Raw genomic sequence first — 14,093 nt, forward strand, 5'->3', positions numbered from 1 at the left:
ACCTACAACGGCTGGCTACGTCCCCTGGCCGGAGCGGGCCTAAACAGCTGCAGAGTCGCCGTTGGCGCTGTCGCCGTCGTCAAGCGCGGCAACCAAATCGCGGCGCGCACGAGCGACGCGCGAGCGAATGGTGCCCACACGACACCCTGCGATTTCCGCGGCCTCGGCGTAGGAGTAACCCAGCACCTGCGTCAAAATGAGTGCCTCGCGGCGTTCCTCCGGCAGCTGCTCCAGCAGCACGCGGGCATCAGCGAGTTCAGACCACGACTCGCCGGTTGTGAACTGCTCGGCAGCGTTTTCCACTTCCATCGCAGACTTCTTTGGGCGCGCCGAATCGTGGCGAACCGAATCCACCCACACACGCCGGGCCAGCGACAACAACCACGTGCGGGCAGAAGAACGCGCCGCAAAGCGGGGAAGTGCCCCCATCACGCGCAGGTACGTCTCCTGCGTTAAATCATCCGCAGCATCAACGCCGCCCAGATGTGCGACCAGACGCCACACGTCCTTCTGGGTCAGCCGCACGAACTCCGTTAGCGCAGCCTGATCACCGCGGCCGGCTTTCAGCGCCAGCTGCGTGATGTATTCGTCATTAGAGACGAGGCGTGCGGGAGTCATGGACATAGCTTAGCAACTTAAAACCTAAAGATAATTCGCCTGGCTGCACGCGGCCTCACCTGCAAAAAGCAGGCGGCGACGCAGCCAGGCGAACTAAGGGCTGAAAAGCTAGAAGCGGATGGCGTCGATGGGCTTGACGCGGACGGCAATCGTGGCCGGGATGATGCCCGCCAGTGCGCCCACGAATGTCGCGACCAGCACGCCGATCACAGCAGCCGTGACGGGGTAGGCCACGGCACCGGTCTCCAGCGGCAACGACAGCATCTTATCCAGCGGCAACTGCTTGACCGTGATGATCGAGGCAATCACGCCAACCACACCCGCCACCGTCGTGGCGACAATCGACTCCAGGAACACAGAGATAAAGATCCTGCCTGCCGACGCGCCCATTGCGCGACGAATACCAATCTCACGAACGCGGTGGCCAATGGTGACAATCGAGACCGTGAGCAGCCCCAACGCACCAAGCGCAATCACAATGCCACCGATAATGCCCAGCGCAGTGGTGATGGTGTTATTCATCTCCTGGGAAATCTGCGTGTCCTTCTCCGACAGGGAGGTATTCACCTTCCAGCTGGGGCCGAGCTCCGCCTGGAAAATGTTGTGCAGCGCCTTCTGGTTCTCCTTCGCGGACTCTTCAGGCGTTGCGACGAGAAGTTGCGGCTCACCCACCTGTCCCTCGTAGCCGGCGTTGAGGAAGGAGTCATAGTGCGTGACAATGCTCGGGGCGTCCCACGAACCCAGGGACTTATACACTCCCACCACGGTGAAGGTAGTGTTGCCGGTTTCCTTCAACCTGAAGGTTGGGTGGTCGGCTAGTGCTGGGTTGCCCAGACTTTCGTAGAACTGGTCGTTGACCACTACGGGGTTCATTAAGCGCTGGCCATCGGCATCTTCCAAACGGCGTCCCTGCACGATGGTGCGGGCGTAGATATCGAACCAGCCCGGGTCAGCGGCGATCAGCTCGGGAGTACCTGGCGAAAAACACTCGTAATCATCTGGAGCGCAGTCATCCATATTTTGCTCGGGAGTCGCTGGCTGCATTCGAACTCGCGACCACAAGTTGGCGTGAGTGGTCTCCACCAGGCGGTGGGTGGCAGCGGAAAAGGCGTCGTTGATAGACCCGTCTGGGTTGATGACGCTCAAATCGTCCGGGCCGTTTCCGCCGGTGCCCTCGCCGCCGAAGCTTCCAAAGCTATCGGCCATTGTGCCGGCGCTGCCGTCACCGCTGAAGCCACCGTCGCCGAAGTTACCGCCTTCCTCGGAATCGGAATTACCCGCTCCGGCCGTCAACGTGACCGTTCCGGCGACACCCGTGCTCTGTGCGGTGACCGCATCCTGAGAGCTGGTGAGAATATTGCCAAGTGCGATAACCGTAGTCATCGCCCACACTGCGGCGGCCACACTGACCAGCGACAGCATGATGCGGCCACGGTTAATGCGCAGCTCATGCCACGCTTCCAGCAGAGCGCCGAGATAAGGCGTTGCTGCATAGAGGAAGGAAGGCCGTGACTTCGATTCGGTTTCATTATTCGTCGTCATCAGCAACCTCCTCGGAGCCGTGCATGACGTTGGCAGCAGATAGCAGGACGGAGTCGGCGTGCAACTGACCGTCGCGAAGCTCAAGCACCCGATCGCCGCGCTCGGCGACCTCTAAATCGTGCGTAATCAGAATCAACGCGGCGTTGTTTTCCGCCGCGACTTCTTCGAGCAGATCCATAACGATTTTCCCGGTGTCGACATCGAGCGCACCGGTGGGCTCATCGGCAAGAATGAGCTGCGGTTGGCGCACGAGCGCGCGGGCAATAGCCACACGCTGCTGTTCACCACCGGAAAGCTGGGAAGGCGTGGCCTCTAGGCGATCGCCCAGGCCGACGCGCTCCAGCATCGCGGCGGCGAGCTCGGTGCGATTCCAGAACTTCTCACCCCGGTCGTACATCAGCGGAACCTCGACGTTTTCCAGCGTGGTGCGGGAGGGGAAGAGGTTGAACTGCTGGAAGATGAATCCCAAATTATCGCCCCGGAGAGCAGCGCGTTTCCTGTCCGACAAGGTGGAAATATCAGTGCCGTCGAACGTGTACGTGCCGAAATCTGGCAAATCGAGCATGCCAATGATGTTCAGCAGCGTTGACTTACCCGAACCGGACTGGCCGACAATGCTGAGGTGCTCACCGCGGGGCACGTCGAGGTCGATGCCTTTCAAAATAGGCAGCTCCTCGCCGTTGGGGAGCGTCACTGTTCGAGTGACTGCGGTCAAACTAAGCATGGCGCGGGCCTACTTTTCAGAGCCAGCGTCATCGCCGGACTCATCGAAGCCAGTGTCACTGCCATCACCAGCGCCATCACCAGTGCCGTCGCCGGCGGACTCGTCCTTGTAGGAAGGGACGTACTCCAAGACCTGCTGGCCTTCCTTCAGGCCGCGCTTGATCTCAATGAAAGTGCCATCGTTGGCGCCCAGCTCAACCTTGATCTTTGTGGGCTTGCCGCCATCCTTAGCCGGAGCGTAGACGACACCTTCGCGGAAGCGTCCCTCCACGGCGGTCACCGGCAGTGCTGGGACCTCCGAGGTGGTGCCACTGCCAAGAATCAGCGTGGCAGGAACACCTTCGTAGACGGTCTGATCTGCGGGAATGTCACAGCGTAGCTGTGGGCCGCCCGAGGAATTCCCAGCAGCGGCGGCACCCATGCCAGCCCCATCTCCGGCGCCAGTGTTCTGCGAGCCCGCGCTACTTCCCGTGACAGTCTTCACCGAATCACACAAAAATGGTGCCGGGCCGTCAGTGATGGCGAGGCGGCCATTGTTAATCGAGTCTCCCAGCGTGTACAGCTGGCTCGGCTTAATAGGTGCTACGGCGTGGAAGCTGTTCGGCGAAATCGTGCCAATCTCCTGGCCGATCTCAACCGTCTGGCCGATGACGATATCCCACTGCACAGTGCCAGAGGCCTTAGCGGTGATGTTTCCCCAGGTCACGGTAGTTTCGGGTGCGGCGGCTGCGGCGCCTTCTTCATCGGAATCCGCGCCGCCGGAGGTGCTGGCAGTCTCAGATACCGAGGTCTTCTTCACCTGAAGCAGGTTTTGCCCCTCTACGGCGTTGCCGCCGCTGTTGACATAGGCGTCAGTGATTTCGCCGGAAGCGTTGGCGCGGATCACGGTGGGCTCGTCCGGGACGATGGTGGCAGACAGCTTCTGCGTGTTATTGATCCGCTGAGGGGATAGCTCCGTGGTGGGCTGGGAGAAATCACCGGTTGCTTGCGCATAGTCCTCGTCGTTAGCGGGGAAGAATGCGATCTTGAGAAGCGCAACGGTCGCCAGCAACGCCAGCGTGTACTTGAAGACTGTGAGCGCTTTCGCGCCCCTCCCTTGTTTTTTCATGTCTGCAGAAGTATCCGATCAGAATCCAAATTGACAGCGTGGTACGCGTGAAATCCTACCCTTAACCTCCGCGGGCAGTGGTAGTGCTGGCTATACCTTTTATTCAGTGCTGATAGGTATTGCATGAAAGCGCGGTAAGTGCTTTACGACGGTCATTGCGTGTGGTTTTTGTGGAGGAAATGTTGCCCTTTTTGGGTCGATTTTTGTGGCTGATACAGCGAACCTAATCGGACTAATAATTAAGTCCACATATCAATCGCGGGAGACTGATAGGAAAAATATGAAACTTCGTGTAGGGTGGAAAACGTCAGGGCATGTTGTGACTGCCATCTAGCCCCTGTCTTTAGGAGGAAATCCCCATGTCCAATCTCTATGAAGGTTCCAATGGTCCGACCACTCGCCTCAACGGTGCGCCGGTTCCTACAGAGCAGCACTCGCTAACCAATGGCCCACAGGGAGGTATTAACCTCCACGACATCCACCTGCTGGAAAAGCTCGCGCACTTCAACCGCGAGCGCATTCCGGAGCGCGTTGTTCACGCTAAGGGTGCAGGTGCTTTCGGTGAACTGACCATCACCGAGGATGTCTCCAAGTACACCAAGGCTGCAGTATTCCAGCCGAACACGGTCACGCCGATGCTGGCGCGATTCTCCACTGTCGCAGGTGAGCAGGGCTCCCCGGATGGCTGGCGTGACGTGCGCGGCTTTGCACTGAAGTTCTACACCGAAGAGGGCAACCTCGACATCGTGGGCAACAACACGCCAGTGTTCTTCATCCGCGATGGCATTAAGTTCCCGGACTTCATCCACTCTCAGAAGCGCCTGCCGGACACAGGTTTGCGCGACGCCAATATGCAGTGGGATTTCTGGACTGCCTCTCCGGAGTCCGCTCACCAGGTCACTTACTTGATGGGTGACCGCGGTATTCCGAAGGACTTCCGTCATATGGACGGCTTCGGTTCTCACACCTATCAGTGGATTAACGCTGAAGGGGAGCGTTTCTGGGTTAAGTACCACTTTAAGACTCGCCAGGGCTGGGAGTTCCTGACGGATGATGAGGCCGCCGAGCTGGTTGGCGAAAACACCGACCACGCTCGCCAGGATCTCTTCGAGGCGATTGAGCGCGGCGACTACCCAACCTGGGACGTCAAGGTGCAGATCATGCCTTACGACGAGGCCGCCAGCTACAAGGTGAACCCGTTCGACCTGACCAAGACCTGGTCTCAGAAGGACTACCCCCTGATTCCGGTCGGCCACTTCACCCTGAACCGCAACCCGGGCAACTTCTTTGCTGAGGTTGAGCAGGCCGCTTTCGCACCGTCGAATACGGTCCCGGGTGTCGGCTTCTCGCCGGACAAGATGCTGCTGGCGCGTGTGTTCTCCTACGCTGATGCGCACCGCTACCGCCTTGGTGTCAACAGCGATCAGCTGCCAGTGAACCAGTCTCGCTGCCCAGTGAATTCCTTCTCGCAGGATGGTGCGGCCACGTACTACTACTCGGATCCGAAGCTGCCGGTTCACGGCTCCAACGCCACCGCTCGCGGTCCGGAGGCTGATACCGCGGCTGCAGCTAAGGCTGCTGGCTGCCCAGTGCACTCCGGTCACGCGGGCCAGGTCGATGCTGGTGCCTTTGGCCAGTGGGAGAGCGTGGGCGAAGAGTTCTACGCCGGCGCTTACGTTCAGCACCCCGAGGATGATGACTTCTCGCAGCCAGGCGACCTTGTTCGCAACGTGATGGGCGATGCCGAGCGCGATCGCTTGGCAAACAACATCGTCGGTGCCATGCAGGGTGTCTCCCCAGAGGTGGAGCAGCGTGTCTACCAGTACTGGACCAACGTTGATTCGTGGCTCGGTGCCGAGGTGGAAAAGCGCTTTAAGGCAACGAAGTAAAGCAACCGCGTGGGGCTGTGCAGTAAAACCGCAGAGTAGAGCTGCGCAGTCACGCGGTAGGTCACAGTAAATAGAAAAGCGTTAGCCCTGCAGATGGTTTGACCATCTGCAGGGCTAACGCTTTATTTAAAACTTCTGTCTGTGCATGACAGCCACGGCTTTGTGGTTGCCTGCACGCCGGCCCGGTTTGGGCGGCTAAGGAACAACCCTAAGTGTGAGTTGTTTTAGGCACCGATGCCCGGCAGGCTCGGGGAGCCGTTGAAAAGCGACTTCGGAGCAGCTGCAGCCTCGTCAGCCTCTTCGGCCTCTTCGGCGGACTCGGACACCTCTCGGCCCTGTTCGGCAGCGTCGGAGACACTATCAGCCTCAACGCCGGAGACGTGGGTGGAGTTGTCATTGTGGGTGGACTGATCGTTCGTGATGTTGATGTCCATGAAGTCGCGGCCGAACGGAGCGTTCCAGTCACCGGTTTCCAGGAGGGTCAGGTCACCATCGATGGTCGGGTTAATCTCGAAGGTGACGTTGACGGTCGGGCCGGAAGGCATTGCTTCCAGAACCTCAACGATAGGAGTGACGTCCATTTTTGGTGTTCCTTTTAGACAGTAACGAAATGAAGAATATCGGTTTTAACTGAACAATAAACCGCAGTCTTTTTTAGAGACTGGCGGTTTATTGTGTCAAGGATTGGCGGAGCTATTGTCCTGCCATGAAGCCCAGGAGCTTACTTGGCGCCGATGCCAGAGATGCTCGGGTTCAGGAAGTCGAACTTACGCTGGTCGGACTTGTCGACGGTGGTCTCCGGGTTCAGGAAGTCGGAAACCTCGACGTCGTGGGAGTCGTGGGTGGAGTGGTCGTCGGTGACGGAGATGTCCAGGAAGTCGTTACCGAACGGCAGGTTCAGGTCGCCACCGACGTTAGCGAAGTTGACGTCGTTGCCAGCCAGCTGCTCGAAAGCCGGCAGCGGGCTCTCGACGGTGACGGCCGGAAGGGCTTCGAGGATGGTTGCGATATCTTCTGCGGAGCAGGACATGAGAAAATCCTTAGGTTCTCGGGGGTAAAGATTTTGAGTCGCTCTTGGCGAACTCACAGAAATTAAGTTAACCGATGGGGCAAGGGGCTGCAATGAAAAAATAAGTGCTTCGGCCCGCTTCTGGTCGGTTGTGTCCCCTGAATCTCGCTCATATTCGCCTAAAAATATTGGAAAGAGGGCGGTTTTGAGTCGGTCGGGACGACTCCGGCCTCTGCCTGAATATCGGATGACAAGAGTGTTGTTTTCTTAAAATTTACCGGAATTGCATTGATTGTTTTGTTCTTGGTGTCACAAAGGTGCAGGCAAACGGCGAATTCATCAAAAATGATAACTAAGGGGTCCCTAAGTAAGGAAAACCAAAGCTTAGTTAACGGCAAAAACTGCCGCTCAATTTGGGGGCATAAATGGGGTTAACAAGCGGCCTATAACCCATGAGAGGTACATCACATTGTGGGAGGCCAAAAGTGTGGGGAAATATACCCCCTTTTGGGTAGGCCGGGTGGCCTAAAGGGGGTGTCGGAGCGCGCTGAGGGGTCGCTGTGAAACTGGCCGCTAACGGTGTGTTCAGGACGTTTCCCGCGCCACTAGCTACCGCTCCGGGACGTAGTCCTCAGCGGAGCCGTCACGGGCACCCAGGACCGCGCGTCCAAGTACTTCGGAGGCGACGGTAGCGACGACCAGAACAGCAACAATGGCCAGAATGGCCGTGAGGGTTTTGCCCCACGTCAGGACTCCCTGGTCGGCCTCTAAGACCAAGTTGGCAATCACCAGCGCGGGGATGCCCACCATGATTCCGGCCGAAAGCTGGTTCAACCGGCTCAGGGCATCTTTAGAGCGCCACATGGCCACACCCGCCAGAAGCAGGTACAAAGATCCGCCAATGACCAGCACGGCAAACAAGATAGTTACAAGGATTGAAGCGATACTCATATTGCGATTCGTCCTTAATCGGTCTTAGCGGCGGCCACGGGAAATAACTCGGGCCAGGCCCACGGTCGACAGAATGCCAAGCAAGCCCGCCAGCATTGCAATATCGAAAGTAATGGCCGTAGTTCGCAGCATGGCAGTTGTGAGGAACACTCCCACCATGGGGTAGAAGGCGGCGTCGGAAAGCACTGCCCGTGAGACATTGCCCTTGACCCGGAAGATCAGCACGACGCCCACAAGCAGCGCCACTGAACACAGAGCAATGCCAATGCCGCTAATTACCTGTACTGCGGTGGGATCGATCAATGTGTCATTCATGAGCGTGCTCCTTTGTCTTCGCCATTGGAGGCAATGCCATCCGGCAGCGGCAGACCATGTTCGACCTCGGCAGCAACGCCGACGACGGCATCCGGGTCAATGAACTGGTCTGCGTTGTATTCCTCGAAGACGAACGCCTTCGGGCGGGGGACATCGCGGAGGCTGGGAACGAGGTGCTCCTCCATGTCGTAGAGGGAGTCGTACAGTGAGTCCAGGTCGGCACCGAAGATTGCGTGGATGATGAACAACCGCCCCGCATCGGTCTCACGGGCACCACAGACCAGCGTGCCCGGGGTCATGGTGATGGACTCGGCAAAGAGAGTGACCTCAAGGTCAGACTTCACACGCAGCGGCAGTCCAATGAGCACCGGCTGCTGCTTCTGGTTCGGGCGCAGAGTATCGAGCACCACGTCCGTCGCAGCCACAACAACCTGCCAGACCAGCCAGAGGGAATAGCGGATAACATGCAGAAACTTCATCAGTAAATACCTCCGATGGCGTTTTCAACTCCGCCGAGAGTCGCCTCGCGGTAGCCATCAATATTCAGCAGCGCATCAGCCGCGCCGGTGGTCGCCCAAGTGACGGCGCCGGCCGCGACGAACATGGCCACAGAAACAATTGCCAGCATGGCGGACGGCGCAACCAGCGTTCCCGGAACTCGAACAGAATCATCCACGCCCTGCATCGGTCGGCCCCAGAAGACCGCGCGCCACAGGCGAATCATGGCCAGCAGCGAGCCCAGCGAGGCAACGATGATTGCGGTGATCGCAACGATCGAGCGGGCATCGCCAGTGGCGGCAGAGGCAAAGACAATGCCCACCTTGCCCCACACGCCGGAAAACGGTGGGAAGCCCACAATGGAGAAGCTCATTGCCGCCATCACCCAGGCGACCGCCTGGTCGCGGCGAGCAAGCCCAGAAAGCCTGGAGAGCGTACCCGTACCGTAGGTCTCTTCCACTGCGCCGGAGCCCAGAATGAGGGCGCCGACAGTCACCATGTGGTGGATTGCGTAGAAAATACCCGCAGCCAGCGCCGCCTTGGCGCCGCCCCCGTCGTTAGCATCCGTGAAGGCGAGCACAATCAGAATGAACGGCATACCCGTGACCATCTGGTAGGCCAGCACCTCACGCATGGTGTTCTCCGCGAGACCAGCAAACGCGCCGACCAGCATCGAGATCGCCATGATGATAATGATCGGCCAGTGCCAGGAGGGATTCATGCCCACAATCACGACGTAAATGCGGAAGAGCATGTACACCGCAACCTTCGTATGCACCGCAGAGAACAGTGCCATCACCGCAGGGCTTGTCGACGGGTACGTCCTCGGCAGCCATGTGTGCGCCGGAACCAAACCAGCCTTCACACACAGCGCAATGATGACAATGCCCAGCGCGACCACACCCGTGCCGCCGGGGCCGCCCTCGCTGGCCATGTCGGCCAGCATTGCGATGTTCACATTGCCCGCCGAGCCGTAAATCAGCGCGACACCAATCAGCAGCACCGTGGAGGTCAAGAGGTTGACCAGCACGAAGTTACGACCAGCAGCCAGGCGGTGCCAGGTACCGGTTACTGCAATCAAACCGTAGGAGGGCAGCAGCATGACCTCCATGAACACGAAGAAGTTGAACAGATCGGCAGTCAGGAAAGCACCCGACATACCGGACAACATCATCAGTGTCAGGGAGGGGAAGAAGCGCGAAGTGTTTTCACCCGCGACGTGGGCGAACCAGTTACAGATGGCAACCACAGCTGCGGCCACACCCAGCATCAGCATGGAGAACGTGTCCGCCAAGAAAGGAATCGAGATACCACCGGGGAACGCGCCCACACCGTGGCCGACCGGGCCGTTGTCAGCGACGTAGAACATCACCCAAAACGCAGCCAGCGACGACAGCGCCGGAACGGCGATGCCCATCGTCGCACGCATCCACAGCTTCGGCAGGATGGCTGCGACCGCCGACAGAATCAGCGGCAGTGCTGCAAACAGCGGCAGTAGCGAAGACAGAGTTGAAGGGGACATTGCAGAGGTCATTGCAGAGGCTTCTACCATTTCTCGTCACCGCCGAATGTGGTCTCGCGCGGGAACTTATTCGGAGCCGAAGAGACCCCTGGGGTGCCGGTGACCGTGGAGTCTGAGTCCGACGGAATGTGCTTACCCGCACGACGACCAGCCGTCGACAGCTGCCGCATAGCCTCGCGGTCCTCATGGATACGAGTGTCGTCATCGCGGCCCAAACCAGCCAGTGCCAGCATGAAGGCGGTCACAGCCATGGTGATCACGATGGCCGTCAGCACGAATGCCTGCGGCAACGGGTCAGCCATCTGCTCGGCAGCGCCAGCGCCCGCAGTGGCTTCGTTGCCCAGCAGCGGCTCGCCGCGCCAGGCACCGACACCCGTGGACAAAATAATCAGGTTGGCGGCATGCGAAATCAGAGTCATACCGATAATGGTGCGCAGCATGCCGCGCTGTAGCACCAGGTACGTGCCACCGCCTGCGAGGACGGCAGCCATGATGGCGATAATCACTTCTTGGCCTCCTCAACGGTGGCATGAGCTGGGGCAGGGGTGCTCTCCGTTTCTGAGGCGAACACGCCCATCTCCGGCGGCACCCGCAAGCTCGAGCGGTCTGAGTAGAGATCCTGCAGCACATCGTCCGACCCGGTCATACCAGGACGGTTTGGGCCGCCCAGGAGATTCAGCGCGGTTGCCACAATGCCGATGACGGCCAGGTACACGCCGACGTCGAAAAGCAATGCCGTGGTGAGGTGCTGGCCCAGGAACTCGCCGTACAGCGGTGCCAAGAACGACCCCTTGGCGAAACCGATGAAGCCCGTGACGATTGCCGTTATGACACCCGCAGCGCTGAGCGCCACTGGGGTCTTCTTGCCGAAGACCAGCTCGTCGCGGTCCTTGGACAGGTAAATCAGCATGACGGCGGCGGCACCGATCAGCGCCGCGTTGAAGCCACCGCCCGGTGCGGTACCGCCGCGGTAGAGAACCACAGCGGACAGGGCGAACAGAACCGGCGACAGCCAGCGGACCAGCCAGCGCATCATGATGGAGTTCAGAGCGGGTTCCGCAAGCGGGGAAGGCTGATCGAGCAGGTGCGGGAAGCGAGGCATCGACGTGACAACCGCCGCCATCGCGACACCCGCCATACCGAGAACCGCCAGCTCGCCCATGGTATCGAAAGCACGAAACTCAACCAGGATCACGTTGACAATATTGGTTTCGCCCGTGACCTTCTCAGTGTTGTCGATGTACCACTGCGCAACCTCAGGCAACTGACGACGGCCAGTGAGGAACCACACCGCGCCGAACGTAGCCAAGCCCACGGCAACTGCCACGACCGCGGCGGAAGCCTGGCGGTTCTTTGAGGTCTCAGAGAACGCGCGCGGCTGGAAGCGCAGCACCAGCATCATCAGCACGACAGTCAGGATTTCCACCATGAACTGCGTCAATGCCACATCTGGTGCGCCCAGCAGGAGAATCTGCAACGTGACGCCGACACCGGTGACACTGAGCAGCACAGCCGCCTGCAGACGGTTCTTTGCCCGAAGCGTGGCCCACACACCAATCAGGACAACGACCAGCGGAATCAGATCGGTCAGGTGGTCGATGTCGTCGATCTTCGGTAGCACAGGAGCACCGCCGACACCCGGAGCGATTGCAATGGCCAGGGCGTACACCGCGAGCAGACCAAGCAGCGGCAGCAGGTGACGCGCCGGCTGATGCGAACGTGCCATCTTCGCCAGCGCGCGACCCACACGCTGCGAGACGCTCAGCGACGCATTGATTGCCTCCACGCCGGTGAACGGGAAGAGCTTGCGGTCGGCCATGATGGCGCCTACGCGAGCACGAGTGAAGATGAAGCCCACGCCGACAGCCAGCACAATCACAGAGATAATCAGCGGCACGTTTACTCCGTGCCACAGGCTCAAGTGCGATTCCTGAGTCGTGCCAGCCGGAAGCTGACCGACCGTATCCGCCACGCGGTCCAACGGACGGTTCAAAATAGCGCCGGCAGCGAAAGCTGCAGGCAGGCTCAGCACGCCAGGGATGGCAGCCGGAAGCCACAGGGAAATCGGGGCCTCATTGATGTGGTCAACGTTGCGCGGACCATCCACGAACGCACCGAACACCAAGCGTGCCGAGTACGCGAAAGTACCAATCGCACCAATCGCCGCCACTGTCAGCAGGATGACGACACCGGTGTTGGTCAAAGGTGCGCCCTCGAATGCGGTCAGCATGCCCTCCTTCGACATGAAGCCGAAGAACGGCGGAATTGCCGCCATCGATGCCGCACCGAAAATCATCGAGCCAAAGCTCCACGGCATCTGCTTCCACAGCGGACCCAAGCGACGAATGTCGCGCGTGCCCGCCTGATGGTCAACCACGCCAGCCATCATGAACAGCGAAGACTTAAACATCGCGTGCGCAATGGTGTGCACAACCGCAGCCATAATCGCGAACTTTGTGCCCACACCAATCGTGGCAACAATCCAACCCAACTGCGAGACCGTCGAGTACGCAATCAGCTTCTTCAAGTCGGTCTGCTGCAGCGCAAAGTAGGCCGTGGCAACAGCCGTCCACATACCCATGACAATCAGCAGCAACTGCCACACGCGCACGTCCGCGAAGACCGTGGAAAAACGCATCAGCAGGTAAACGCCCGCCTTGACGACGGCCGCAGCGTGCAAGAAAGCCGAGACGGGAGTTGCTGCCGCCATGGCCTCTGGAAGCCAGGCGTGGAAAGGGAACTGAGCTGCCTTCGTGAAAGCACCCAGGGCCACCAGCGCGGCAATGAGGCTACGCGCTGTCGGGTTGGCCTCCCACTCAGGCGAAGCCAAAACCTCGGTGAGGTTCGTGGAACCGGTCAGCCACACAGCACCGCCGAGGGCGGCCAGAAGCAGCAGGCCGCCGGTGAAGGTCAGCAGGAGTGTGCGCAACGAGCCCAACTCGCCCGACGAACCCGACCTTGCGATGAGCAGAAACGACGCCATCGAGACCAGCTCCCACCCGATGAAGAGGAGCATGATGTCGTCGGCAAGCACGAGGAGCAAAACCGCCAGCATGAACGCCGTCATCAGGACGTAGAAGCTCATCGCGGATTTCTTAGGCGGCAAATACGCGGTGGAGTAGATGAAGACTATCGAGCCCACCAACAGCGCCAAGAAACTGAACACCATGGAGAGAGGATCGAGCTTCAGCGCAAACGCCGCATTCAGTTCCGGGGACCAGACGCGGGACCAGGTGAAGGTGGTGCCGTTGAGAACATCGCCCGTTACACGCGAAAGCTGGACCACCGACGCGAGAAAAAACGCGACGATGGGCCAGCCTGCGTGACGACCAAGGATCTTCACAAACAGCGGGGTCAGCGCCAGGGCAACCGCGACCAGCAGCGGGACCGAAAAGAGGGTCAGGCTGTCGGCGGAGGCTTGGGCGGCTTGGGCTGCTTGGGCTGCTTGAGCTGCGAGCGTTGTTGCGTGCTCTGCGGAGCTGCTTGCTTGGGCGGTAATCGTTGCCGGGGCAGAAAGAACGGAATCTAAAGAATTCAATGTTGCCGATACGCCGCCGGACGCAAACTCAGAAGCCAATGTCTGGTCTGGTGGTGCGGTCGCCGACGGCGGACTGGCTGTAAAGGAGCTGGCTGATGCCAGAGCTGCTGCCAGGTGCGTCACTTGGGGGCTACTTTCACATTGCTGTTAAAAAGGTTCGTACTTCTACAGACTAACAGCCACGAAATTGCTTCACGCGGGGTGAAAGGGGCATTTGGGGGAGCGGGGAAAGTCTCTGTGGATCCAGTAGTGAAAATACATAGGAACGAGTGATGAACGGGGTGTCGATCCGAGTTACTGACTGCGTTTATGTCTGGTGACGTTGGATTGATCCGAGTTACTGACTAGGTTTATGACAAAAATGGCCCGAAAAATGGCTT

Annotated in this window: 13 protein-coding genes; 1 reads left to right on the plus strand and 12 read right to left on the minus strand. The window is 59.4% G+C overall.

The features are described from left to right. Positions 1-39: 39 nt before the first annotated feature. The 4 genes from HMPREF2787_RS02820 to HMPREF2787_RS02835 all read right to left on the minus strand — a co-directional run bounded on the left by HMPREF2787_RS02820 (position 40) and on the right by HMPREF2787_RS02835 (position 3,991). Entirely contained in the window at positions 40-624 is a 585-nt protein-coding gene (locus HMPREF2787_RS02820; protein WP_172954594.1) for an RNA polymerase sigma factor, read from the minus strand. Positions 625-726: 102 nt separating this feature from the next. Beyond that, on the minus strand, positions 727-2,160 hold the full coding sequence (locus tag HMPREF2787_RS02825) for an ABC transporter permease (RefSeq protein WP_070858334.1): 1,434 nt from the start codon (positions 2,158-2,160) through the stop codon (positions 727-729). After that, positions 2,147-2,884, minus strand: a complete 738-nt coding sequence (locus HMPREF2787_RS02830; protein WP_070644176.1) for an ABC transporter ATP-binding protein — start codon at positions 2,882-2,884, stop codon at positions 2,147-2,149. The genes HMPREF2787_RS02825 and HMPREF2787_RS02830 overlap by 14 nt, the downstream gene beginning before the upstream one ends. A 9-nt stretch (positions 2,885-2,893) precedes the next feature. Further along, on the minus strand, positions 2,894-3,991 hold the full coding sequence (locus HMPREF2787_RS02835; RefSeq protein WP_070603604.1) for an efflux RND transporter periplasmic adaptor subunit: 1,098 nt from the start codon (positions 3,989-3,991) through the stop codon (positions 2,894-2,896). A gap of 359 nt (positions 3,992-4,350) precedes the next feature. Here HMPREF2787_RS02835 and HMPREF2787_RS02840 point away from each other — a divergent pair, with 359 nt between their 5' ends. Further along, positions 4,351-5,880, plus strand: a complete 1,530-nt coding sequence (locus HMPREF2787_RS02840) for a catalase (protein WP_070858335.1) — start codon at positions 4,351-4,353, stop codon at positions 5,878-5,880. A gap of 224 nt (positions 5,881-6,104) precedes the next feature. Here HMPREF2787_RS02840 and HMPREF2787_RS02845 read toward each other — a convergent pair whose 3' ends face one another. The 8 genes from HMPREF2787_RS02845 to HMPREF2787_RS02880 form a co-directional block, all read right to left on the minus strand. After that, complete coding sequence (locus HMPREF2787_RS02845; RefSeq protein ID WP_070644164.1) at positions 6,105-6,461, minus strand: hypothetical protein; 357 nt, start codon at positions 6,459-6,461, stop codon at positions 6,105-6,107. 140 nt (positions 6,462-6,601) lie between these two features. Further along, entirely contained in the window at positions 6,602-6,910 is a 309-nt protein-coding gene (locus HMPREF2787_RS02850; protein ID WP_016421913.1) for a hypothetical protein, read from the minus strand. Positions 6,911-7,498: 588 nt separating this feature from the next. Further along, positions 7,499-7,840, minus strand: a complete 342-nt coding sequence (locus tag HMPREF2787_RS02855) for a monovalent cation/H(+) antiporter subunit G (RefSeq protein ID WP_070644162.1) — start codon at positions 7,838-7,840, stop codon at positions 7,499-7,501. Positions 7,841-7,864: 24 nt separating this feature from the next. Beyond that, positions 7,865-8,155, minus strand: a complete 291-nt coding sequence (locus HMPREF2787_RS02860; protein WP_005511667.1) for a monovalent cation/H+ antiporter complex subunit F — start codon at positions 8,153-8,155, stop codon at positions 7,865-7,867. Further along, positions 8,152-8,634 (minus strand): Na+/H+ antiporter subunit E, encoded by a 483-nt coding sequence (locus HMPREF2787_RS02865; protein WP_070644160.1) that lies wholly within the window; start codon positions 8,632-8,634, stop codon positions 8,152-8,154. The genes HMPREF2787_RS02860 and HMPREF2787_RS02865 overlap by 4 nt, the downstream gene beginning before the upstream one ends. After that, a complete protein-coding gene (locus tag HMPREF2787_RS02870; RefSeq protein ID WP_070858350.1) occupies positions 8,634-10,175 on the minus strand; it encodes a monovalent cation/H+ antiporter subunit D family protein in 1,542 nt (513 codons plus the stop codon). Before HMPREF2787_RS02870 ends, HMPREF2787_RS02865 begins: the two co-directional genes overlap by 1 nt. A 23-nt stretch (positions 10,176-10,198) precedes the next feature. Beyond that, positions 10,199-10,681, minus strand: a complete 483-nt coding sequence (locus HMPREF2787_RS02875; protein WP_070858336.1) for a sodium:proton antiporter — start codon at positions 10,679-10,681, stop codon at positions 10,199-10,201. Next, positions 10,678-13,836, minus strand: coding sequence for a DUF4040 family protein (locus HMPREF2787_RS02880; protein ID WP_070858337.1), 3,159 nt, complete (start codon positions 13,834-13,836; stop codon positions 10,678-10,680). Before HMPREF2787_RS02880 ends, HMPREF2787_RS02875 begins: the two co-directional genes overlap by 4 nt. Positions 13,837-14,093 lie beyond the last annotated feature (257 nt).

The organism is Corynebacterium sp. HMSC061H03 (assembly GCF_001838215.1).
GTDB lineage: Bacteria > Actinomycetota > Actinomycetes > Mycobacteriales > Mycobacteriaceae > Corynebacterium > Corynebacterium jeikeium_D.